Origin of the sequence: Aminobacter sp. MDW-2 (assembly GCF_014250155.1) — a bacterium.
Lineage (GTDB): Bacteria > Pseudomonadota > Alphaproteobacteria > Rhizobiales > Rhizobiaceae > Aminobacter > Aminobacter ciceronei.
Window position 1 is genome coordinate 83,906 of sequence record NZ_CP060200.1, and the last position, 23,317, is coordinate 107,222.

A 23,317-nucleotide genomic window follows, 5' to 3' on the forward strand; every position below is an offset into this window, starting at 1 on the left:
TTCCGAAGCGCTCTGGACCATGAGTCCGACCCATATAGTATCTCCGACAAGGTCCGCAATCCCGCAAAAAACTCGATATGGAGAACCCGCCTCGCCATGACAACCTTGCATGCTAACCTGATCGATGGAGCTTGGGTCGAAGGCGAAGCCGCGCCGAACATTAACCCCTCCAACACCAACGAAGTCGTCGGCACCTATGCGCGTGCTACTCGAGCTGACTCCCAAGCCGCGATCGCCGCCGCTAAACGTACGTTCCCGACATGGTCGCGCACGAGCCCTTTGGAGCGTCACGCGGTGTTGCGCAAGGCGGCAGACGAAATTCTCGCCCGCAAGGACGAACTCGGCCGACTTTTGTCGCGCGAGGAAGGCAAATCGTTGGCCGAAGCAGTCGGCGAAACGATTCGTGCGGCCCAGGTTTTCGATTACTTCGCGGGCGAAACGCTACGGCTGGCCGGCGAAACGTTGCCCTCTGTGCGTCGGGGTGTCGTGGTGGATGTGACGCGTGAGCCGGTCGGCGTGATCGCTATCATCACGCCGTGGAACTTCCCAATCGCCATTCCGGCGTGGAAAATTGCGCCGGCGCTCTGCTACGGCAACACTGTGGTATTCAAGCCGGCTGATCTCACCCCTGGCTGCGCTTGGGAGCTGGTTGACATTCTCCACCGCGCCGGGCTGCCAAAGGGCGTACTCAATCTCGTAATGGGCCGTGGTTCGGTCGTCGGCCAGACCATGCTCGATAGCCCCGACGTAGATGCGATAAGCTTCACAGGCTCAGTGGAGACCGGCCGGCGTGTGGCGGCCTCCTGCGTCGAACACGGCAGGAAGTTCCAACTCGAGATGGGCGGTAAGAATCCGCTGGTCGTGCTCGATGATGCGGACCTCAACGTGGCGGTCGACTGCGCCGTCAACGGTGCATACTTCTTAACTGGCCAGCGCTGCACGGCTTCCTCACGGCTGATCGTCACCGAAGGCATCCACGATCGTTTTGTCTCGGCAGTTACCGAAAAGCTTAGGAGCCTCGTCGTCGACGACGCGCTCAAGCCGGGAACGCAGATCGGTCCGGTGGTGGACGAGAACCAACTCAGTCAGGACGAGAAGTATATCGCCATTGGCCGTGAGGAGGGCGCTAAGCTGGTGTGTGGAGGCGAAAGGCTGAACCGTGAGACGCCCGGCTTCTTCTTGCAGCCTGCCTTGTTCACCGAGGCAACCAATAATATGCGCATCAGCCGCGAAGAGATTTTTGGTCCCGTCGCGGCGGTAATTCGTGTCAAGAATTATGAAGAGGCGCTGGAGACCGCGAACGATACGGCATTCGGCCTGTCCTCGGGGATCTGCACGGCCAGCCTGAAACATGCGACGCACTATAAGCGCAATGCCGACGCCGGCATGATTTTTGTCAATCTGCCCACTGGCGGCGTCGACTTCCATGTGCCGTTCGGCGGCCGCAAGGCATCGAGCTTCGGCCCTCGCGAACAGGGCCGCTACGCCGCCGAGTTCTACACGACCGTCAAAACGGCCTATACGCTGGCCTGACGGGCTAATGCCGGTCCGCTTACCAGCCCCGAGGTGCCCGCGCCGTGACGGCTTCGCCCATGGCGCAGGCCGCTGGAACGATCCCGCCGGGGCGACCTTGCCTCGCTCGGCCGCGCGAGAGTCGAATAACACCTGCCGCGATTGCCAGGCAGGTACTGGCGGCGCCAATTACTCAGGGAAGAAGCAGCTCGTGCAGCCGGAACGCTTCGTGAGGTCGAAGCATGCTCGGGATCTGCCAAATAATGCACTCTGCGATACTACGAGGTCGGCGCCTGAACTAGAGCAAGAGATGTTCCCACGGGCCTCCTAGGAAGCCGTGATAGCGGATCAACCACCAGTTCCTGCTGTTCGATCAGCCGGCGAAAATTCTGCTTGTGGACCAGACGGCCGGCATGCGCCTCCACCGCGCGCTGCTGCAACTGCAGCAGCGTAAACTGCGGCGGCATCAGTTTGAACACGCGTGATCTGGTCGAAAAGCCAGTCGTTCCGGCCGTCTGACTCTAGAGGAATTCGCCCGATGCAAGCCTTCACCTTCAATACGACCCCCTCGATCGTCTTCGAAGCCGGTTCGGCCAAGCGCTTCGGCGCGATCGCAGGCAAACGGCTGGGCCCGACGGTGCTGTTCGTGACCGATCCCGGCCTGCGCAAACTCGGCCTGTGCGACGCAGCCATCGCCTCACTGGAAAGCGTCGGAGCGTCGGTTGCGATTTTCGATTCCGTTGAAGCCGATCCTTCGCTGGCGACCGTGATGAAGGCGGTGGAAAATGGTCGTTCAGCCGGCGCGACCGGCGTCGCAGGCTTCGGCGGCGGCTCGTCGCTCGACGTGGCGAAAGTGGCCGCACTTCTTCTCGGCTCCGGCGAAGACATCGACGGCGCCTGGGGCGTGGCGCAGGCGAAGGGACCGCGCCTGCCTCTGGTGCTGGCGCCCACCACGGCAGGAACAGGCTCGGAAGTCACCCCGGTTTCAATCATTACCGTCGGTGACGAGGAGAAGCGCGGCGTGTCCAGCGCTATCATCCTGCCGGACATTGCGGTGCTCGATCCGGAACTAACGCTGGGCCTGCCGCCGGCAATCACCGCAGCCACCGGCGTCGACGCGATGGTGCACGCAATCGAAGCCTATGCCTCGAAGAACGCCAACAACAATCCGCTGTCGAAGATGCTGGCCAGACAGGCCCTGCAACTCATCGGCGCCAGCATCGAAAAAGCGGTGCTTGACGGTAAGGATGTCGAGGCGAGGGGGGCGATGTTGCTCGGCTCCATGCTCGCCGGTCAAGCCTTCGCCAATTCGCCGGTGGCCGCCGTCCACGCGCTTGCCTATCCGATCGGGGGGACGTTCCATGTCCCGCACGGCCTCTCGAACGCACTTGTCCTGCCGCATGTCCTGTGCTTCAACGCGCCCGACGCCGCCCATCTCTACGCCGAGATCGCCACGGACGCTTTCCCACGTCTCGCACAAGAGGAAGGTGTGCAGGGGCGCTGCGCGGCGTTCATTGAGGAACTGGCCTCGCTATCGAAAAGACTTGGCCTGCAGCCGCGCCTGCGGGATGTCGGCATCGGCGAAGAGCATCTGAAAAAGATGGCGGCGGATGCGATGAAGCAGCAGCGGTTGTTGGTCAACAATCCGCGCAATGTCTCGGAGCCGGATGCGCTCGCCATCTATCGCGCGGCATGGTGAGACGATGAGCGAGCGGTCTTCACCCACGTCGCGCAATGCCTACAACGCGTTTCGCACAATCACCACGGCTGGATGGATAACGACATCTATGGTGACATGAACAAATGCGGTGCATTATTCGCTGTTCGACACTGCGGTGAATGGCTGGCTGATCGGCGAGGGCCTGCTGGACATCCATGGCGGCGACCAGATTGGGCTCGTCGTCGAAACCGGGTGCCGCTATTTTTCTGAACTTGCTTTCCCCGATAAGGTAACGGCCGGTATCCGCGTCGCCAGGCTCGGAACGTCCTCCGTTCGCTATGAGGTTGCCCTGTTTCGGAATGAAGAAGAGATCGCCGCGCTGAAGGCTTCTTCGTCCACGTCTAGCTAGGGAAGGAGGTCGGCAACGCTCCTCACTGTGCGGTCAGAATACCGGCACCAGGGAGACATCTCCAAGACGCCGTCAGCTTGTCAGCAATCAGTCTGCTTGCCGTCCCCGGGCCCAGCAATCGCAGAAGCTACCCCACGCTCCAGTTTACCCGGAATGGCGCTGTTGTAGGGGTCAGAACAAGCACCGCAATCAGATCCACGTTCACTTCGTGGCCCTGGTCCCGTTTTCTGGTTCTCCTCAGTGTTTTTGGAGGGAGTATCTTCCATTGCGTACGGCTTGTGTCCGAAGCCTCCGTCGAGGCTGATTGGTTCAACTTCCGACGAACGTGGACTGCCCCCGACCAGCCGTCAACGTCTCCGGCGACATGAAGTTTTTGTTCTTCGCATCTGCACAAAATTGTGCCAAACGCCCTCAGGCGGTTAACGTAAGGGAAGGAATGCCATGAGCGCGACAGGTGAAGTGAAGGCCCTGACGCCCCCCGATATCGTGTCACACAAGGGTGGGACGCCGCTGGTTTGTCTCACTGCCTACACGACACCGATGGCGAGGCTTGTCGATACCACCTGCGATATCGTGCTTGTCGGTGACAGCGTTGGCATGGTGCTGCACGGCTTGCCGTCCACGCTGGGCGTCACGCTCGACATGATGATCATGCACGCACAAGCGGTGCGCCGTGGCATCGAGCGGGCACTGATGGTTGTGGACATGCCGTTCGGGTCCTATGAGGAAGGGCCCGAACAGGCCTTTCGCAATGCCGCCCGGCTGATGGCCGAGACCGGCTGCGCCGCCGTCAAGCTCGAGGGCGGCGAGAGTATGGCGGAGACGATCCAGTTCCTGGTCGCGCGCGGCATTCCGGTGATGGCGCATGTCGGCCTGACACCACAGGCAGTCAATACTTTTGGCGGCTACAAGGTGCAGGGGCGTGGCAACGATGCGGAACGCATCTTGCGCGATGCCGACGCGGTTTCAAAAGCCGGCGCGTTTGCCGTTGTGCTGGAGAAGGTGCCGGAAGCGCTCGCTCGCAGGATTACCGCCGACATTGCCATCCCCACCATCGGTATCGGCGCCTCGTCAGCCTGTGACGGCCAAATCCTGGTGGTCGACGACATGCTTGGCATGTTCACGGACTTCCGGCCGAAATTCGTCAAGCGCTACGCTGAACTCGGGGAGCGGGCACAAGCCGCGATCGCAGCCTACGCAAACGAAGTGCGCGAGCGGCGCTTTCCAGGTGCAGAGCATGTCTTTCGCGATCAGCCCAAAACGATCAAGGGTGGAGAAGCGGCATGAATGTTCCGATTGTCAGGGCCGTGGCGGATCTTCGCACGATCGTTGCGGGATGGCGTCGCGAAGCAGCCAGCATTGCTGTGGTGCCCACTATGGGTGCCTTGCATGAAGGGCATCTCAGCCTGGTGCGTGCCGCGCTCGAAAAGGCCGACCGGGTGATCGTGACGCTGTTCGTCAATCCAAAGCAGTTCAACAGCGCAGCCGATCTTGCCGCCTATCCGCGTACCGAGGTGGAGGACGCTGCAAAGCTGGCGCCACTGGGTGCGCATCTGCTTTACGCGCCGGACGCTGCTGAAATCTATCCGGAGGGTTTTGCCACCGCGGTTTCGGTCGGCGGCGTCAGCGAGGGCCTGTGCGGCGCGTTTCGGCCGGGTCATTTCGATGGCGTCGCCACCGTCGTCGCCAAACTGTTCCTGCAGACCGGAGCCGATCTCGCGTTTTTCGGCGAGAAGGATTTCCAGCAGCTTCATGTGGTTCGCCGCATGGCGCGGGATCTGGACATTCCGATCACCGTCATCGGCTGTCCGACAGTCCGCGAAGAAGACGGGCTGGCGCTCTCTTCGCGCAACGTCCGGCTCTCACTGGCGGAGCGACTGGCTGCACCGAAGCTCGCGTCGATTCTGCACACAGCAGCCGGACAGATCGCCAACGGAGCGCCGGTCAGCCTGACACTGGCTGAGGCGCGCGCTGCCATCCTTTCGGCAGGCTACCGGGAGGTGGAATATCTGGAATTGCGAGCAGACGCCGATCTTCGGCCTTTGAACGCACTTTACTGTCCCGCGCGTCTGCTGGTGGCCGCCTGGCTCGGCAACACACGACTGATCGACAATGTCGAAGTTGTTCCCCTGCTGTCGCTTAGCAGTTAACCGAAAGAATGCGCCGGTTTGGTTCGGGTTGACCATTTAATCATGAGAATATGGGCTGCGGGATTCTCAAATTAACTGCAATTGCAGGGAAGGCCTCGGCCGGTGGGCTTGAGCAGTTCGCCCTGCGGCTTGGTTAAACGGAGCCAGTCCGCCCAGTTATCTGGCTGGAGCACGACCACCTGACGATCATGGTAGGGCGCGACGTCCGGCCCTGGACTCGTCGTCAGCATCGTGAAGGAGGCTGGGTGATTGCCCTGGGCCTCACGCCATAGCCCGGCGATGGCCATGAAGGGGGCTCCGATCAGGCTGAAGCGATGTTTGGTTTTGGGGTACTTCTTGCCGGTGAATTCGTAGAATCCCGATGCCGGGATCAGGCAGCGCTTGCTGTCGGCGAAGTCTCGCCCTTCCGATCTAAAATTGAAGACCGGCCCACCCCTGGGCCCCGATGGCGGGAAGCTGAAGTTCATCTGGACGAGTTCGATCATGTCGCCGGCCGCACGCATGACCGGTCCCATATCGTTGATCCTGATATCGTCCGCCTGGGGCAGATCGAGTTCTGTCTGTTGCGTTGGTATCTCCAGCTCCAACGCCTGCATCATCTGGCAGTATTCAACCCAGCGAACGTGTTGCTCATAGGCATTGCACATCCGGTAAGGATAGCGTGAACTTCAAAATCTTTCGAGGGGTGGGGCGTCTTCCTCCGGAACCGGACTGTCGGCGAAGCTGAAGCCCCGCGGTGCGGGTCTTCACCCTCCGGGCGTCCATCCCTGACGCGGGCAGGGGCATTCGTGCAGTTGGGGGGAGTGCTTCTGAGATGCTGAGGGCGATTTTGGCGTGGGTAGAGAGGCGGCGTGCGATCCGTCGCCGATGGCGGGAAGACGCCAGGCGCCTCGTCCGTCTCCACGGCCCGACTGCCTATTATGAGGCACAACGGCTTGCCGCAACATCCCGCGCGATCGAAGACGGCCAGTTCCTCCACTGGGCAAAGGTAGCTGCCGAGGTGGCGCGGATAGAACCGTCGGCCGAGATGGATATCGACGTCGTCCGGTCGATTGTCGATCACGAACTTCGTCATCGAGTTCATTCGGATCCTGAGCCATGACACGAAGAGGCGGGTCGCCGCGACAATACTGAGGGCACGTCAAGCCCGGTCTCTGCAATGGCTCTCTGCTACCGGGAAGGATGCGACTGGGTGCGGATCCATCCACGCGCAGGTCCGCCCCCGCTTGCTGTGCTGGCTTCCTGGTCCAGGTCCGTCCTCCTCCAATCAACCCACAAGGGGTCCGCTACGCGAGCGTGCGGCCGCTGCGGCTTCGCCTGCGCGGTGATTGCGGCCGGGCCCCGGACCCGACGGGCACCAGAGCGGGGATCGGCCCCGCCCATGGACGGAGCCCTTCAATGTCGCACGATCTTTCACTCGCACAGAACCATGCCTGGAACCTCGCCCGCACCCTGATGGTGCCGGTTATTCTCTTCAAGGTCGACGACGAATACGGCGTCATGCCCGCCGACGAACTCGACGACGCCGAAATCGAGCCGCTCTTCGAATACGATCCCTACCAGGGCGGTCGGCCGGCTCATTGAGCCGGCCTTCCTCGCGCGCCAAGCGCCCGGCCGTCTGAAGGCCGGGTTGCGCGTCGCATCGTCCTTTCCCTGCTGGTGGCGGGACGCCACGAGCCCTTATTGGGACGAGGTTTTGCCGCTTGCGCCGGGAAGCCCGCAAGGGAGGCTGCGCCGCCCCGGCAAGCCGGTGCGCCCCTGCGGCCTTCCGGCTTCGCGGCCGACCTCGAGGCCTGCCGGAAAGGTAGACAAACAGATCTGGACAAGGAAAGGGCCGGACGCCCCGCGGCGCCGGCGGGATTGACCCATGGAGCAGCATGAAATCGAGACATTGCGAGACAAGGTGCCCTGCGCCGCCGTGCTCGAGCGCGAGGGCTGGACGGTGGACGTCAAGGAGAGCACCACACGCGCCGTGAAGTACCGGCGCGGGGCAGGCGAGATCATCATCGTCATCCACAATGGCAGGGGCTGGTTCGATCCACTCTCGGATGCCAAGGGCGACGTCTTCACCCTCGCCGGTCACCTGGCCGGTATCGCCTTTCCGGCGGCCGTCGAGGCGGTTCGCAGTCTCGTCGGCTATGTTCCGGCCACGCCGTCCTGGAATTGCCCGAAGCGCACAGGCATTCCACTTTCGATCACCGACCGATGGCGGCGCCGACGACCTCCAACCATCGGGTCTCGCGCCTGGCGATATCTGGCAGATGAGCGTGCGATCCCAGTATCCATTCTGCAGGCCGCTATCGCACAAGGCCTGCTGCGCGAGGGGCCGAGCGGCAGCATCTGGACGGCGCATGTCGACCAAACCAGGCAACTGATCGGTTGGGAAGAACGCGGCCCCCAGTGGCGCGGCTTCTCCACCGGCGGCAGCAAGCAACTGTTCCGTCTCGGCAACGAGGCTGCGCTTCGGCTCTGCGTCACCGAGGCGGCGATCGACGCCATGAGCCTTGCCGCACTCGAGGGCATGCGTGCCGACACCCTCTACGTCAGCACCGGGGGCGGGTGGTCGCCCGTCAGCGATAACGCGATCCGGTCGATCGCCTCGAACCCCGACATATTGATGGCCGCAGCCACCGACAACGATCGGCAGGGCGAGATCTATGCCCGTCGTTTGCAGGAGATCGTGCGTGAGACTGGGTGCCGGTACGAGCGGCTGCGGCCATCCACGCAGGACTGGAACAGCGATCTGAAAGGACAGGGGAAAGGAAACCCGGGAGTGGAAGGGGATATCAGAGCGGAATCGCTGCCGCATGCCCGGCCGTCGCGTCAAGGGAAGCTGCGCCCGGCTGGCGCCGGCCCTTGACCCGCCGGACCGGAGAGGCGGCCGCGGGAATGGGTGATGAGAAGGCATGAAGGTGATGATCCGGTCGGATGGACAGGATCGCGCTTGATGCCGACGGACGACAGGAGCCGCCATGATCACCCAAACTTCCTTCCGCAAGGTCTTCGAGGGCGTCGCCACGCGCCAACAGATGTTCCATATGTTCGATCGCCATGGCCCGGCGCCGATGAGCAAGGCACGCCTCACCGGCCGCCTCTATGACGGCGAGTGGTTCGAGATCGGCCGGGCCGAGCACGACTACATGTTCGAGATCCTGCCGCCGCTCTGGATTCGCGGCGACATGTTCGCAATGCGCGAGTTCATGACCGGCTCGATCACCAGCGTCTTCTTCGCACTCTCGATCGATGGGCGGCCACGCTACTTCCACGCCTATTGCGATATGTCGGCCAAGGGTTCGGCCGAGCGCATGCGCGATGTGATCATCGAGCGGGAATCCCGCCCCGTCCGTGCCATGACGCGCGCGGAGCGGCTCGACCATATCTGGAGCACGACCCATGCCGACTATCGCGGTTATGCGGGTGAGCGGTGGCCCGAGGCCGACCAGGACAAGCGAACCGTGCTGGTCTATGGCGGCGGCCAAGGGACGGTCCTGAAGCTTCTGGACGATCTGACCGCCCCCGAGATCAGCGCCAAGCTGCCGGTCCATCTCCGCTACCTGCCCGCCGCGATTGCAGCCTGATCGGAGGCTGTCATGTTCACATTTCCTATTCTCGGCGTTCGCAAGGTCATCGAGCGCGGCATCGCCGATGCCGCCGTCAATGGGGGATTTCGCAATCCCTACTACGGCATCAAGCCCGGTAAGGATGAAAAGCCGGGACTTTGGCTGGTCGGCGATCAGGGCGTCTATCTCCTCTCCAACGGCAAGCTCGCCGAGGGTGAGCGCGCCCTCGTGATCTATTCGGATGAATGCCACCCGGTCGGCAATCCCGACTGGTGGCACTACAAGAACCGGCATTTTGGTGGTGACGACGGCATCGAGTTCCTCGACGCTGAAAGACTGATCCCGCTGTTCGACCGGAACACGCGCTGCACGCATCTGCGCGTGCAACTGACCGAGACGGACGTCTCGCTGTCGCTGATCGCCCGCTAGCCCATCCCACAACCCCGTCAGCGTTTCGCGCGGCCGCACACGCGGGTCGCGTGATCGCGCTCGCCATAATCCCAGGAGATATCCCGTGTCCCACGACGACCCCTTCACGCTCGACCTGTTCGGCAATACCGCACTTTCCTCAGGTCTCGGCCTTGGCGTGACCGCCTTTTCCGACAGTGCGGCCAACGATCCGGACGATGACGACCCGGCCCCGCATTCTCCCACGCCTGCCGTGCCCGCCACGGCGGATGCTCAACTCTTGCGCCGGGCGCCCAATGGCGAGAACTTCCATCTCGCCGGCACGCGCGGTCTCGCCAAATCCTGGCGGGAGCGCGCCCGCGACAACATCGCGGCGATCCGGCTCGCCGCCTCGATCGTCGATGAGCAGCGTCCGGCCTCGGTCGACGAGCAGGCCGCGCTGATCCGGTTCACCGGCTTCGGCGCTTCCGAGCTCGCCAACGGCGTGTTTCGTCTCCCAGGCGAGCTTGAGTTTCGCGAGGGCTGGGCGGACATCGGCGCCGACCTCGAGGACGCGATCGACGGCGGCGACTACGCGTCGCTCGCCCGCTGCACCCAGTATGCGCACTTCACCCCCGAATATATCGTCCGGGCCATCTGGTCGGGCCTGCAGCGGCTCGGCTTTCGCGGCGGCCGTGTGCTCGAGCCCGGTGTCGGCACCGGACTGTTTCCGGCGCTGATGCCGGCGGCGCTACATCCCGTCACCCATCTCACGGGCGTCGAGATCGATCCGGTTACCTCCCGGATCGCCCGTCTGCTGCAGCCGCGCGCCAAAATACTCAATCAGGATTTCGCGCGGGTCGATCTGCCGGCGCATTTCGACCTGGCGATCGGCAATCCTCCCTTCTCCGACCGCACCGTGCGCAGCGACCGCGCGTTGCGCGCGCTCGGCCTGCGCCTGCATGACTATTTCATCGTGAAGGCGGTTCGGGCGTTGAAGCCCGGCGGGCTGGCCGCCTTCGTGACCTCGAGCGGCACCATGGACAAGGCCGATGGCCGTGCACGCGGGACGATCGCGGCTGCGGCCGATCTTGTCGGCGCCATACGTTTGCCAGGGGGCAGCTTCCGTGCCGATGCCGGAACCGATGTCATCGTCGACGTCCTCTTCTTCCGCAAGCGCAAGGACGGAGAGGTGGCGGGCGATCAAGGCTGGCTCGATCTGGCGGAGGTGCGACCACTGAGCGAGGACGACGGGGGTATCCGGGTCAATCGCTGGTTCGCCGAGCACCCCGATATGGTTCTTGGCGAACATGCGCTGCGGCGCGGCATCTACGGTACCGACGAGACCTATACCTGCCTACCGCGCCCGGACGTCGATCTCGACGCCGCGCTCGCGACCGCGATCCAGGCGCTTCCAGAAGCCATCTATGACGGCAAGCCGGAAGACTGCGGTCCCGACGTAGACGACAGTGGCGACGACCCGGCATCAACTGCGACTATGCCGAACGGCGCGACCGCTCGTGAAGGCAGCTATTTCATAGGCAAGAACGCCGCCCTGATGCAAATGGTCGACGGCGAGGCCGTGACCATCACCGTCAGGAAGGGACGGGGAGGGGACGGCGTCTCCGACAAGCAGGCCCGCATCATTCGCAAGCTGATCCCGATCCGCGACGCCGTGCGCGAGGTGCTGAAACTCCAGGAATTCGACCGGCAGTGGAAGCCGGCGCAGGTCAAGCTGCGCATTGCCTGGTCGAACTTCGTGCGTGAATTCGGGCCGATCAACTTCACCACCGTCTCGACCACCGAAGACTCAGAAACCGGCGAAGTGCGGGAGACGCATCGCCGTCCCAATCTCCAGCCCTTCCTCGACGACCCCGACTGCTGGCTGGTAGCATCCATCGAGGACTACGACCTCGAGACCAATACCGCCCGGTCCGGCCCGATCTTCACCGAGCGCGTCATCGCGCCGCCGCCGCCGCCGATCATCACGTCGGCCGCCGATGCCCTCGCCGTCGTGCTCAACGAACGTGGCCATGTCGACGCCGATCACATCGCGGAATTGCTGCATCGCGATGTCGCCGATGTCGTTGACGAGTTGGGGCAGGCGATCTTCCGGGATCCGACGTCCGGTTCCTGGCAAACCGCCGATGCGTATCTCTCCGGCGCCGTTCGCTCCAAGCTCGCTGCCGCCGAGGCCGCCGCTGCGCTCGATCCAGCCTTTGCCCGCAATGTCGAAGCGCTCAAGGGCGTCCAGCCCGCCGATCTCAGGCCCTCCGACATCACCGCCCGCCTCGGCGCACCCTGGATTCCGGCGACCGACATTGTCACATTTGTCAAACAGACGATGGATGCCGACATCAGCATCCATCACACGCCCGAACTTGCATGCTGGACGGTCAGTGCGCGCCAACTCGGCTGGAGCGCCGCCGGCACGACCGAATGGGGCACGCATCGTCGCGATGCCGGGCAGCTGCTGTCCGACGCGCTCAATTCCTCCATCCCGCAGATCTTCGACACGGTGAAGGACGGCGACACCGAACGGCGCGTCCTCAATACCGTCGAGACCGAAGCGGCCAAGGAAAAGCTGCAGAAGATCAAGACGGCGTTCCAGAAATGGATCTGGAGCGATCCGGATCGCACTGACCGATTGGCGCGGCTCTACAACGACACCTTCAACAACATCGCGCCGCGAAAATTCAACGGCGACCATCTCCTGCTTCCAGGCGCCTCCGGCGCCTTTTCTCTTTATGGGCACCAGAAACGGGCGATCTGGCGCATCATCTCGGCTGGCTCGACCTATGTCGCCCACGCCGTTGGCGCCGGCAAAACGCTCTCGATCGCGGCGGCGATCATGGAGCAACGCCGCCTCGGGCTGATCAACAAAGCCATGCTGGTCGTTCCCGGCCACTGCCTGGCGCAGGCGGCCCGCGAGTTTCTGGCGCTCTATCCAAATGCCCGGATTCTGGTCGCCGACGAGACCAATTTCGTCAAGGAGAAGCGCCATCGCTTTCTGTCGCGGGCGGCAACCGCAAATTGGGACGCGATCATCATCACCCATTCGGCGTTCCGCTTCATTTCGATTCCCTCGGCTTTCGAGCAGCAAATGATTCAGGACGAGCTCGAGGCTTACGAGGAGTTGCTGACCAAGGTCGACCGCGAGGACCGGCTTTCCCGAAAGCGCATCGAGCGCATGAAGGAGGGGCACAAGGAGCGGCTGGAGGCGCTGTCGAGCCGCAAGGACGATCTGCTCACCATCTCCGAGATCGGCATCGACCAGATCATCGTCGATGAGGCGCAGGAGTTCAGGAAGCTCAGCTTCGCCACCAACATGTCGACGCTGAAGGGCGTCGATCCCAGCGGCTCGCAGCGGGCCTGGGACCTCTACGTGAAATCCCGATTCGTCGAGACGAGAAATCCGGGCAGGACGCTCGTGCTCGCTTCCGGCACGCCGATTACCAACACGCTCGGCGAAATGTTCACCGTGCAGCGGCTGATGGACAATGCTGCTCTCGCAGCGCGCGGACTGCACGAGTTCGACGCCTGGGCGTCCACCTTCGGCGACACCTCGACGGAACTCGAGCTGCAGCCGTCCGGCAAATACAAGCCGGTCACGCGCTTTGCCCAGTTCGTCAACGTCCCCGAGCTGATCGCCATGTTCCGGTCCTTCGCGGACGTGGTGCAGCCCGCCGACCTGCGGAAATATGTGAAAGTTCCGGAGATCGCCGGCGGCAAGCGGCAGATCATCACGGCGGAGCCGACCACTGCCTTCAAGGCCTATCAGCGTCACCTCGATGATCGTATCAAGGCCATCGAAGAGCGCGAGGGTCCGGCGCAGCCCGGCGACGATATCCTGCTCTCGGTCATCACCGATGGCCGCCATGCCGCGATCGACCTGCGCCTGGTCATGCCGGCCATGGACAATGAGGATGACAACAAGCTCAACGCGCTTGTCCGAAACACCTTCCGCATCTGGCAGGAGACGGCCGAGAACGAATATGTCCGCAAGGACGGCAAGCCCTTCGACAAGTCCGGCGCCGGCCAGCTCATCTTCTCCGATCTCGGCACCATCAATGTCGAAGCCTCCCGCGGCTTCTCGGCCTATCGCTGGATCCGCGACGAGCTCGTCCGCCTCGGTGTGCCGCCGTCGGAAATCGCCTTCATGCAGGACTTCAAGAAGTCGGAGGCCAAGCAGCGGCTGTTCAACGAGTTCAATGCCGGCAAGGTCCGCATCCTGATCGGGTCGTCCGAAACCATGGGCACCGGCGTCAATGTGCAGGCGCGGCTGAAGGCGCTGCACCATCTCGACGTTCCCTGGCTCCCCTCCCAGATCGAGCAGCGCGAAGGCCGCATCATCCGCCAGGGCAATCAGCACGACGAAATCGGACTCTATGCCTATGCGACGCTCGGTTCACTCGACGCCACCATGTGGCAGAACAATGAGCGCAAGGCCCGGTTCATCGCGGCGGCTCTATCGGGCGACACGTCCATTCGCCGCCTCGAGGATATGGGCGAGGGGCAGGCCAACCAGTTCGCCATGGCCAAGGCCATCGCATCGGGCGATCAGCGCCTGATGCAAAAGGCAGGGCTTGAGGCCGAGATCGCCCGTCTCGACCGGCTCCATGCCGCCCATATCGACGACCAGCACGCCATCCGCCGCCAGGTCCGCGACGCGGAGCGCGAGATCGAGCTTTCGAGCCGGCGCATCGCCGAAATCGGAACGGACATCGCGCGTCTGGTGTCGACCGCTGGCGATGCCTTCACAATGACCGTCACCGGAACCTCCTTCACCGAACGCAAGCTCGCCGGCCGCGCCTTGATGAAGGAGATCCTCACCCTTGTTCAGCTCAGCCAAGAGGGCGAGGTCGTCATAGCCGCGATTGGCGGCTTCGACCTGGAGTTCTCAGGCGAGCGCTTCGGCCGGGACGGGTATCGCTACACCACGGTGCTGATGCGCTCCGGCGCCGACTACGAGATCGACCTTGCCGTCACGGTCACGCCGCTCGGCGCGATTGCTCGCCTCGAGCATGCTCTGTCGAACTTCGAGGGCGAGCAGGATAATTATCGCTGTCGGCTGGAGGATGCCCGCCGGCGTGTAGCCTCCTATCAGCCACGTATTGGCGAAACTTTCGCCTTCGAGGCCGAGCTTGAACTGAAGCGGGAGCAGTTGGCCGATCTCGAAGCCGATCTCGCCGCCAGCACGGATGACGGTCCCGGCGTTGTGGTAGGGGCGGCTGATCATGCGACCCGCCAGGCGGCATGAATGGAAACCCGCTTTCCCGCCCTAAACCTAAATGCGGTTCTTGAGATCTTCGAGGCTGGCAAGCTGCTGGCGCCTGCTGGCGACGGCTTCGCCAAGCAGCGCCCCAAGCTTGTCGTTGTACGCCTCGATCTGCTTTGTCGAGGTTTCCACATATTCGCGCAAGAGCTGCTCCTGGCGATCGATCTCCCGCTTCAACGTCTCGGCGTCGTTCCGACCTGACATGCCGATAATGACCCGCCGGTTGCTGATTTCGCCATGAGGCAGGGTGGTTGAGTATGGATTGGTCCGCAACCTAAACAGGCCAGGGTCGCCGGAGAACGCGAAGCTACGAGTTGCACGAACTCCGTCGATCTCCACCATCCCGTCAAACATGTCGTGGACCCGCACGCGTGCCTCCTGCGCGTCCTTTTGTGGATTGTCGAAGTCCACCTTTAGCGGGGCGACACGAGCCTCGGGCAAAAGGGCGTGCACGATCTCCGCGTCAGACTTGATCAAGTCCACCCTGCTGACTTTCTGGCGGACGTGGTTGCCGACTGCGCCCTCCTGTGCGCGCAGGTACCGGTCGAGCGACTCTTCGAGAAACAGTACGTTGCCGATGATCATCGGACCTCCTATAGGCGCCGCGTAACGCGTGTTGCAGATTGATCGGGACTCACGAAAGCGCCTTGCGCAATGATCGAAGGAGCGCCTCGGCGTCATCGATCTTTTTCAGGATGTCGGGGTCGCCCTTGAGATCCTGCAACGTGGTCCAGGGTACCCCCTTCATCGCTTCAACCGCGGCCTCCAGATCCCCGGACAATCCGCCCTTTGGCTTCTTCTCGGTGGGTCCCAGACGCAACATTGCAGAATCGAGATCCCCCGCGTCGCTGAGGAAATGCGCGCGTGCCACCGGATCGGGGAGGATCGATCGTAGTTTGCGCAGGTCCTTGGAGTTGGTTATGCGCTTGTCGTTCACCTTCTTGACGACGGCGTCGACGATGCTGGGAGTGAACAGCTTCTTGCTGACGCCCATCATCTCACGCGCCCAGGTGATGGCGGCGCTTGGGTCGCGAAGGCTGGTGAACTTCTCCGACAGCTCGAAAATATCGACCAGTTTGTCCAGTTCCCGAACGGTGATTCCGAGTATGTTCGCGGCGCTGGCGCGTCCCATCAGGTCGACAAGGCGGTAGGCCACCATTTCCTTCTCTTTGGCGTCCCATTCCTTGCGCTGCCGATGGATATAGATCCACGCGCGAAGCCGATCCTCGTCACTCAGTGTGCGGTCGGTAACCTCGATGGGAAGCTGGCGGAATTCTTCTTTCCCCTGTTCTACCAAGGCCCGCGAATTCGTCCACCGGCGATCGCCATCGATGATGCGAAACTTTCCGGGGAAATCGGGATGGGGTTCGACGAGTAGTGGCTCGAACAAACCGCCATTGGCTTCGATCTGCCGTTGCAGTTCTTCGTCAACCTTAGGCCCGAGCCTCGGCTGCTTGTCATTGGGAAGGATGGAGTCGATGTCAGCCTTCGTGCGGTACGTCCGAAGAACGGTACGATCGAGCCGGCGCTCCTGGAGGTTAACGACGTTGTCGCGTTCGCGACCCGCCATCGGGACGGGGTTATTCATTATCCTGCTCCCACACCCCCGCCGTGCCGATGATCGTATCGATCTCATTACTCAGCTCAGCGCGCACTTTCTGCACCGACCGAATGAGCTCGCCCTGACGCTTCCAGACAGATTCGTGCGCCTTCTTTTCCTTTACCTGGATGTCGAGCAGGTCGTCCGTGTGAGTGTCGATCCGGGCAATCAGATCGGTACAGCGCTCCGAGGTAATGAAGTCATAGAGCGCAGCCGTCTTCTGGGTCTTCTCCTCACCGCTCATGCGCAGAATATGGGTCTGCACGATGTGGTGGCGGATCAGCTGAACCAGAGCGACAACGCGGGCAGGATTGGCTAGCAGAACGCCATCCTGATGGTGCAGCTGCCGCGCGCCGGCGGGAAACTTGCTCGTCGAAAGAATGGCATGTTCCGCCTTGGCTGCCATTTGGTCGGTTGCAAGCTTGCTGACGAAGTCGTTGCGCCATGCGCCATGGTTCTTCGAGTCGTAGATGATGGTGCCGCACTCCTTGCCGTTGTGAATGACGACATGGATAATGTCGGCACCGGGCTGCCCTTTGTTGACGCGGTCGATCCTGTCGCCCTCGAACTCAGCCTTCAGAGCTTCGAACAGATCGACCTCGGCGCCCTCGCCAAGCTCCTCGTTGGTCTTCTTGTCGAGAGCCCGAGTCAGCTCCGCCACCTTCGCGGACAGCTTGAGCTTTTCCTCAAACGCGAGAGCCTTCTCGGCATTGACGGCCGCAGTCTGAGCGAGCTCGAGCGCCTCGCGCTGTTCTTGGAGGCGCTGATCCAGCAGGGCTTGATGATCGGCGAGCTGCTTCTCGACCGTAGCCGCTTTGGCTTCCGCGTTCTTCCTCGCCTCTTCAAGCTCAGTGAGCCTGCTTTGGGCGGCCACAGCGGCAGCCTCAGAAGCTTCCGAACGGATTTCGATCTCGCGCGCCGCTGCGGACTCTGTCAGCGCCGTGATCTTCGCTTCCGTTTCAGCTGTAATGGTGTCGAGCTGTGCCTTGAGGCTCGTCCCGGCCTCTTCAGCCTTCAGCCTGGCGGCCTCCGCAGACGCGACCCGCTCGTTGGCCGCCGCTTCAGCGGCGACCTTGGCCTCTGCCCGAATACTGTCCTGCTTCGCAAGGGCCTCCTGCCGGACCGCCTCGATAGCGGCGCCGCGCTCCTGCTGTTGCTGGGCAAGCCGCTCCTCGAGAGCGACCCGCATCTGTTCGGCATTCTGCTTTTCGGCCTCCGCTTGCGTCACGCGGCTCAACAGGAGATCCTGAGCCTCTTTGCTTGCGAGTACCGTCGCCGCGATCGCCTCCTGGGCTGCGGCCTCGGCGGCCTTGCGGCCCTCTTCGCGGGCGAGGACGGCTTTGGCGGCGCCGTCCTTGTTGGCCTTGTCAACGGCATCGGCCTTCTCGCGGGAAAACTGCTCCTGAAGGCGAGCCGAGAGTTCCTCCGCAGTTTTCTTCTGCCGCGTCTCGATCCGCGCTTTAATCTCATCCATCTGGTCGTGCGGGATCTGCTGTTCACACAGCGGGCAAACCTCGTCGTGATCGTGCAGGAACGACGACGAGGGAACAGGAGTCGCCTTTAGAAGGGGTGATGCTGACGCGGCCACATTGACCTCCGGGGTTGCTAGAAACTGGGACCTATTTTCTCCTACTTGATCCTGAAGTCAAGTACTGATATTTTGTTGGATGTGGGCTCGCATCAGGCGCGCTCCGGAAAGGCAATCATGACAAAGACTTTCAAGCCGGGGCATGCTGCCCCGCGTTCTGGACAATACGGGATTCTCGGGCCCCGTGGTGGAGACACCGGCAAAGAGCGCACCGTTACGCGCGGCGAGCCGATGCCGCCGACGCCGAAGTCCGGCCAGACCTACAAGTTGGTCGATGCGACCCGGAACAAGAGCGGTCGCCCGTGATCCGAAAAGAACGGCGACCTTCTTTGGTCGCCGTTCATGCTGCCTTCGCCACGCGCGGGTCGAGGTCGAGACCGCAAACCCAGTTCGCCCATGATTTTGCGAAATGGAGGAAGGCTTCCTCAGTCGTCACCAGAACGCGATAGGTTTCAGCCTGCTCGCGTTGTTCAGGTGTTTCCTCGTAACGGGACAGGAAGGCCATATAGACCATCCGGTTTCCAGCAATCTCCTGACCGTTCTTGTCGAGATAGATGATATTGCCGTGCGCCAAGGCGTTGCGAAGCACGCGAAGAACCTCGCCGGCCTTGCGATTCTCGATGGTGTTCGCATCATCGGAAAGTGGATGCCTTCCTTCCTGATCGTGCCAGCCATGCACTTCATCAACGGAATTGACGATGCGCGATTGCCGCCATGCTCCTACGTCCGGCGCAGACTGCCAGAACGGCGCCTCAAAGAATTTGGTTTTTTCGAGCGTCTTGAGGCTTTTCACCAGATCGACGTCGCGCTCTCCATCAACCAGGACATGCGATGCCCGCATACGTTCGTAGGGAATTGTAAGGATCGCCGCTGCCGCCAGCAGACCGAACGAGCCGAGCAAATCGTGCTTGCGCGCAGGTTCTTCCAGCAATTCGATCAATTGTAATGCGCGTTGCGGATATTCGATGGCAAATCTGTCCGGTACGCCCATGTGTCCTCCTAGCCAAATGGCTTGCGATCGTAGCCGCGGAAATTCGCTAAAGCAGCCGTTCCGTTCCAGGGATCTGATGATCGCTTCTAGCGTCCTGCTCATTCCAGAAAGCGACAGGAACGGCGACATTCTCGGTTCTTGCGAGACGATCAGCAAGCAGCCGCAACCAATTGGCAAAATAGGGAGGGAAAGAAACCCTCCTCGCGGATCGGCCGCACCGCTGACGCCTGCGCTCAACCGCCTGGCTCGCGATCCCGGCCGCGTCGTCCTTCGCAGGGCTGATTAGCCCCGCTTGGCTTGCCGGGCAGGGATGCTCGACAGGCAGTTGCACCGGCCCGTCCGCTCCGCGGGCCGGGGGATGTCTTCAGAAAAGAAGACGGAGAAGGACCCGCGATCGGCGGTGTCCGCAACCCGAAACGGAGCATCCCAATGGAACTGAAGTTTGTCGATCCGCGCGCGCTCAAGGAGAATCCCGACAAGGCGCGGCGCTCCAAATCGAGCCCGCAGGCGGACGCCCTGTTGCTGGCCACGATCAAGGTTGTCGGCATCGTGCAGCCGCCTGTCGTCGCCCCCGAGACCGAAGGCGGCAACGGCTTTGTCATCGATGCCGGGCATCGTCGCGTGAAGCAGGCAATCGCGGCGGGCCTCGAGGAAATCGCCGTGCTGGTGATCGAGCGCGCGGAGGACGGTGGCGCCATGCGATCGCTGGCCGAGACGCTCGCCCATGAGCAGCTCAATCCCGTCGACCAGTGGCGGGCGATCGAGCGCCTGGTTGCGCTCAACTGGACCGAGGAGGCGATCGCCATCGCGCTGGCATTGCCGGTTCGCCAGATCAAGAAGCTGCGGCTTCTGGCGAACGTCCTGCCATCAATGCTCGATCAGATGGCCAAGGGCGACATGCCCGATGAGCGCCAGCTTCGCACCATCGCTTCCGCCGCACTCGAGGATCAGAAAGAGATCTGGAAGAAGCACAAGCCATCCAAGGCCGACCCGCAGGTCTCATGGTGGGCTGTCGCGCAGGGTCTGACCAAGACCCGCATGTTCGCAAAACATGCCAGTTTCGGGGATGATCTGGCACATGCCTACGGAATCGCCTGGGTCGAGGATCTGTTCGCCCCGGCAGACGAGGACAGCCGTTATACGACCGACGTCGACGCCTATCTTGGCGCCCAGCAGGAATGGATGGCCAACAACCTTCCCAAGCGCGGCGTCATCGTCGACGCGGGCCAATGGGGCGACGCCAAGCTGCCACCGAAGGCCGAGCGAGTTTATGGCAAGGCCGGCAAGTCCGATCATACCGCGATGTATCTCGACCGCGAGGGCAAGGTGCAGACGGTCGCCTATCGCATGCCCGAGGCAAAGAAGCCGAAGGGCAAGGGTGATGCAACCGACGCCGCAGGTACAGACACGGGGCTGGTCGCTCCCAAGGCCCGTCCGGACGTGACGCGCAAGGGGATCGAGATGATCGGGGACTTCCGCACCGATGCGCTGCACGAGGCGCTCGCCCGCGCGCCAATCGAGGAGGACATGCTGATGGCGCTGCTCGTTCTCGCCTTCGCGGGCAGGAACGTCTCCGTCGATTCCGGTTCCTCGGGCACGGTCTACGGCCACGCGCGGCTGGAGCGTCATGCAGCCCTTCTTTTCGGGGAAGACGGCAGGCCCGTATACGATCGTGAGACGCTCAACCAGGTCGCGCGTAAGGTCCTGATCGACGTCCTCTCATGCCGGGAGAACAGGACCAACAGCGGCATCGTCGCTCGGGTCGCCGGCGATACCGTCGGCGCCGACGGCTTCCTGCCGAACATGGGCACGGACGAGTTCATGTCGTGCCTGTCGCGGCCGGCGCTGGAGGCGTCCTGCAAGGACACGCCAGTCCTGCCGCGTGCCCGCGTCAAGGACACGCGCGCAGCCCTCGTCGAGCACTTCAAGGAAGGCCACTTCGTCCATCCCTCGGCCCTGTTCGCGCCCGACGTCGCCGAGCTGACGAGCTGGACGGCCCGGTACGCCGCGCCGGACGAGGCTGACGACGACACCGCGCGGGAAGTCGATGAGCTCGACGGTGATCAGACCGGGGCGACGGCAAACGAGCATCCGGTCGATGACGGCCACACCGTCGAAGAAACTGAAGCCTGGCGCGTCGCCGCCGAATAGGCCGCCAATCCACTTCCTCCCAACCCACCCCGCCGCCGGCAATCGCGCCGGCGGCGGTTCTGTTTTCATCAACAGCACCACTGGAGAAACAATATGTCCGCTCAATTGATCTACGATCTCGTGCCGCTCGGTTCCATCATCCGCTACTCCGACGGCACACCGCGCCCGCCCGAGCGTCATCGCAAGAAACTCTCGGCATGGGAGAGCGCCAATAGCGGCGGCCGCCTGATCCGCAAGACGCCAGCCCGGCAGACCGGGCAGTATTCGTCGCCCGCGCATTTCACGCTGCATGAAGGCGATTATGGCAGCGGCGGTGTCATCGTCCTGCGCGTCCACAAGAGCTTTTCGGTCGATTGCGGCTCGAAGTTCGTGGTGATCTCCCGACCCGCACCGGGCTCGGTCCAGGTCTTCGATCGCGCCGGCGAGGGTGCCGAACTCGTCTATCTCGCCGCCAACCGGCAGGACGCGGAGACCTGGCTGCAATCTCATCGGTATCCTAACGCGGTGCTCGAGGACGTATCGGCCGATACCGCGGCGGCCGACGCCGTCGAGGGGAGGGCGGCATGAACGCGACTGCTCAAACCGAGGCAACGATCGACAACACCTCCGGATTCCCGGAGGTGTATTACGGGCGAACGAGCGATGGCCTCTTCGCGGCACTGGTTGGGGAGAACGCTTTTGCGATGATCCCTGCCTACAATGGCGGACGCTATCTCGGCCATGCATGGAAGCTGCCTCTGCCCATCTCCGAATGGAAACAGTCCAGCTTCTATGGTCACGGCGGGCAGCTCGACGGCAAAGCGGCGTTCCGCGCCCGTGTCGAGGAGAACGCCCGACATCAGGCACAATTGCGTAGACTGGCCCGCCGCAGCATCCCGGCTCGGCAAGCAACCCCATGGGGGCTCTCGGATCATGCCACGCACTATGCCGAAGGCGTCGTCTGCCATTCGACCCCGAGCCATGGCGGGTTCCATCTCGACCCCGACCGCAATGCCCACATCCATCCCCTTCTGAGAAGCGCCGACGGCTTCTACGAGGAGGATTGCTGCTGGGCGGCCGTTGCGCAGGCCTTTCCCGATCTTTTCACCGATTTCGAGAAACGTTGCGCCGAAGAGACCATCCGGCACTGGTATCCCGAGGCCTGGCCGCGATCCCTCACGTCCACACCTAAACGATTGCGGGAGGCCGCCTCATGACGATTGCAGAGCACATCGCCATAATGGCGCGCATGGAAGCTGCCCGCCGGGAGACGCATGCCCATCTCGGGCTGATCGAGCGGCAGATTGCGGCGCGCGCGGAGCGCCTGATGACCACCTTCCGCGCCAGATCACGCGATTACCGGAAGTCCAGGTCGACATGGAGCCATGCCGACGAGCAGCTCTACCGGGCCACGCTATCGGAGCTGAACTTTTCCCGTCACCGCGAGGTCGATGGTCTGTCGCGCAAGCTCGCCCGCCAGGATGCGGCGATCGCCGCCTTCCGTCGCCGGCACGGGTTCTCGGAGGTCGATCCGGAGCTGGATATGGCGGTCCTCCGCGGCCTGATCCTTCGCAGCGCGTCTCCATGCGCGGTTTCGTGAGCCCCGACCTGCGATCAGGAGGGCAGCCCTGTCCGAAACCGTGTGGCGGGCTGTGCGGGTAACGGGGCAATATCCGGGTAGGGCCTGCGGCGACTGTCCGGCCGTGATGCCGGCGAAGCGGATTGATCTGTCGCACTTCCTCGCGCGAGCCAATTCATGGAAACGACCCCGTGCCGGTCTTCCCGGCGGGTTTGCTGCGGTCTGAACCGGCGGCTGACCCCTTCAAGGCCGCTTTGCGCCGCGATGCGGCCGGAGCCCGCCGGTCTCGACAAGGCTGGCCCGCGTTCCGCGCAGGGCTGTTAGCCCCGCTTGTCCGCAAGCCAACCTTGCTCGCCTGGCAGGCCCCGGACCCTGAAGCGTCCAGTTTCCGCCGGTTCTCTTTGACCGCACCCGCAGGGAAGACCGGCACGGGGCCGGATCGCCCGAAGGGCATCGCTAGAAAGGATTGCTTC

General features: G+C 62.9%; 20 protein-coding genes and 1 pseudogene. 15 read left to right on the forward strand and 6 right to left on the reverse strand.

The genetic code is table 11. The features are described 5' to 3' along the window. Positions 1-96: 96 nt before the first annotated feature. Entirely contained in the window at positions 97-1,533 is a 1,437-nt protein-coding gene (locus H5P29_RS32210; protein WP_093037055.1) for an aldehyde dehydrogenase family protein, read from the forward strand. 332 nt (positions 1,534-1,865) lie between these two features. Here the strand turns inward: H5P29_RS32210 and H5P29_RS33080 are convergent. Beyond that, positions 1,866-2,000: pseudogene (locus tag H5P29_RS33080) on the reverse strand (hypothetical protein); the annotation flags it as partial. Positions 2,001-2,050: 50 nt separating this feature from the next. On the opposite strand from H5P29_RS33080, the gene H5P29_RS32220 reads away from it, so the two are divergent. The 4 genes from H5P29_RS32220 (at position 2,051) to panC (ending at position 5,731) form a co-directional block, all read left to right on the forward strand. Beyond that, complete coding sequence (locus H5P29_RS32220; protein WP_093037061.1) at positions 2,051-3,211, forward strand: iron-containing alcohol dehydrogenase; 1,161 nt, start codon at positions 2,051-2,053, stop codon at positions 3,209-3,211. 109 nt (positions 3,212-3,320) lie between these two features. Beyond that, on the forward strand, positions 3,321-3,581 hold the full coding sequence (locus H5P29_RS32225) for a thioesterase family protein (protein WP_334155710.1): 261 nt from the start codon (positions 3,321-3,323) through the stop codon (positions 3,579-3,581). A gap of 441 nt (positions 3,582-4,022) precedes the next feature. Beyond that, positions 4,023-4,868 carry a 3-methyl-2-oxobutanoate hydroxymethyltransferase gene (panB, locus tag H5P29_RS32230; RefSeq protein WP_093037064.1) on the forward strand — a complete coding sequence of 282 codons (846 nt, stop codon included), beginning with the start codon at positions 4,023-4,025 and terminating at the stop codon, positions 4,866-4,868. After that, entirely contained in the window at positions 4,865-5,731 is an 867-nt protein-coding gene (panC, locus tag H5P29_RS32235) for a pantoate--beta-alanine ligase (protein ID WP_093037067.1), read from the forward strand. Before panB ends, panC begins: the two co-directional genes overlap by 4 nt. 71 nt (positions 5,732-5,802) lie before the next feature. On the opposite strand, the gene H5P29_RS32240 is transcribed toward panC, so the two are convergent. Next, the gene (locus tag H5P29_RS32240) at positions 5,803-6,378 is read right to left on the reverse strand and encodes an SOS response-associated peptidase family protein (protein ID WP_093037070.1); all 576 of its coding nucleotides are present in this window, start codon (positions 6,376-6,378) and stop codon (positions 5,803-5,805) included. Positions 6,379-7,129: 751 nt separating this feature from the next. Between H5P29_RS32240 and H5P29_RS32245 the strand changes: the two genes are divergently transcribed. The 5 genes from H5P29_RS32245 (at position 7,130) to H5P29_RS32265 (ending at position 14,938) form a co-directional block, all read left to right on the forward strand. Beyond that, a complete protein-coding gene (locus H5P29_RS32245; RefSeq protein WP_093037073.1) occupies positions 7,130-7,315 on the forward strand; it encodes a hypothetical protein in 186 nt (61 codons plus the stop codon). A 283-nt stretch (positions 7,316-7,598) separates the two neighbouring features. Then, positions 7,599-8,591: a DUF3991 and toprim domain-containing protein gene (locus H5P29_RS32250; RefSeq protein WP_154386603.1), complete on the forward strand. Its 993-nt coding sequence runs from the start codon at positions 7,599-7,601 to the stop codon at positions 8,589-8,591. 115 nt (positions 8,592-8,706) lie between these two features. Next, complete coding sequence (locus H5P29_RS32255; RefSeq protein WP_185910483.1) at positions 8,707-9,309, forward strand: DUF1419 domain-containing protein; 603 nt, start codon at positions 8,707-8,709, stop codon at positions 9,307-9,309. Positions 9,310-9,321: 12 nt separating this feature from the next. Further along, entirely contained in the window at positions 9,322-9,720 is a 399-nt protein-coding gene (locus H5P29_RS32260; protein ID WP_154386601.1) for a DUF3085 domain-containing protein, read from the forward strand. Positions 9,721-9,805: 85 nt separating this feature from the next. Next, positions 9,806-14,938, forward strand: a complete 5,133-nt coding sequence (locus H5P29_RS32265; RefSeq protein ID WP_185910475.1) for a helicase-related protein — start codon at positions 9,806-9,808, stop codon at positions 14,936-14,938. 27 nt (positions 14,939-14,965) lie between these two features. On the opposite strand, the gene H5P29_RS32270 is transcribed toward H5P29_RS32265, so the two are convergent. From H5P29_RS32270 to H5P29_RS32280, 3 genes are read right to left on the reverse strand one after another with little or no spacing between them, the layout of a single operon-like run. Continuing rightward, the gene (locus tag H5P29_RS32270) at positions 14,966-15,541 is read right to left on the reverse strand and encodes a hypothetical protein (RefSeq protein WP_154386600.1); all 576 of its coding nucleotides are present in this window, start codon (positions 15,539-15,541) and stop codon (positions 14,966-14,968) included. A gap of 49 nt (positions 15,542-15,590) precedes the next feature. Continuing rightward, the gene (locus H5P29_RS32275) at positions 15,591-16,544 is read right to left on the reverse strand and encodes a ParB/RepB/Spo0J family partition protein (RefSeq protein ID WP_185910476.1); all 954 of its coding nucleotides are present in this window, start codon (positions 16,542-16,544) and stop codon (positions 15,591-15,593) included. Continuing rightward, the gene (locus tag H5P29_RS32280; RefSeq protein WP_154386598.1) at positions 16,537-18,144 is read right to left on the reverse strand and encodes a DUF2130 domain-containing protein; all 1,608 of its coding nucleotides are present in this window, start codon (positions 18,142-18,144) and stop codon (positions 16,537-16,539) included. The genes H5P29_RS32275 and H5P29_RS32280 overlap by 8 nt, the downstream gene beginning before the upstream one ends. A 117-nt stretch (positions 18,145-18,261) precedes the next feature. On the opposite strand from H5P29_RS32280, the gene H5P29_RS32285 reads away from it, so the two are divergent. Further along, positions 18,262-18,450, forward strand: a complete 189-nt coding sequence (locus tag H5P29_RS32285; protein ID WP_154386597.1) for a hypothetical protein — start codon at positions 18,262-18,264, stop codon at positions 18,448-18,450. A 34-nt stretch (positions 18,451-18,484) separates the two neighbouring features. On the opposite strand, the gene H5P29_RS32290 is transcribed toward H5P29_RS32285, so the two are convergent. Continuing rightward, positions 18,485-19,135, reverse strand: a complete 651-nt coding sequence (locus H5P29_RS32290) for a hypothetical protein (RefSeq protein ID WP_154386596.1) — start codon at positions 19,133-19,135, stop codon at positions 18,485-18,487. A gap of 429 nt (positions 19,136-19,564) precedes the next feature. On the opposite strand from H5P29_RS32290, the gene H5P29_RS32295 reads away from it, so the two are divergent. The 4 genes from H5P29_RS32295 (at position 19,565) to H5P29_RS32310 (ending at position 22,865) form a co-directional block, all read left to right on the forward strand. Continuing rightward, complete coding sequence (locus H5P29_RS32295; RefSeq protein ID WP_154386595.1) at positions 19,565-21,286, forward strand: ParB N-terminal domain-containing protein; 1,722 nt, start codon at positions 19,565-19,567, stop codon at positions 21,284-21,286. A 93-nt stretch (positions 21,287-21,379) separates the two neighbouring features. Beyond that, on the forward strand, positions 21,380-21,853 hold the full coding sequence (locus H5P29_RS32300; protein ID WP_154386594.1) for a hypothetical protein: 474 nt from the start codon (positions 21,380-21,382) through the stop codon (positions 21,851-21,853). After that, positions 21,850-22,482, forward strand: coding sequence for a hypothetical protein (locus H5P29_RS32305; protein ID WP_154386593.1), 633 nt, complete (start codon positions 21,850-21,852; stop codon positions 22,480-22,482). Before H5P29_RS32300 ends, H5P29_RS32305 begins: the two co-directional genes overlap by 4 nt. After that, positions 22,479-22,865, forward strand: a complete 387-nt coding sequence (locus tag H5P29_RS32310) for a hypothetical protein (protein ID WP_185910477.1) — start codon at positions 22,479-22,481, stop codon at positions 22,863-22,865. Before H5P29_RS32305 ends, H5P29_RS32310 begins: the two co-directional genes overlap by 4 nt. The last annotated feature ends 452 nt before the right edge of the window (positions 22,866-23,317 follow it).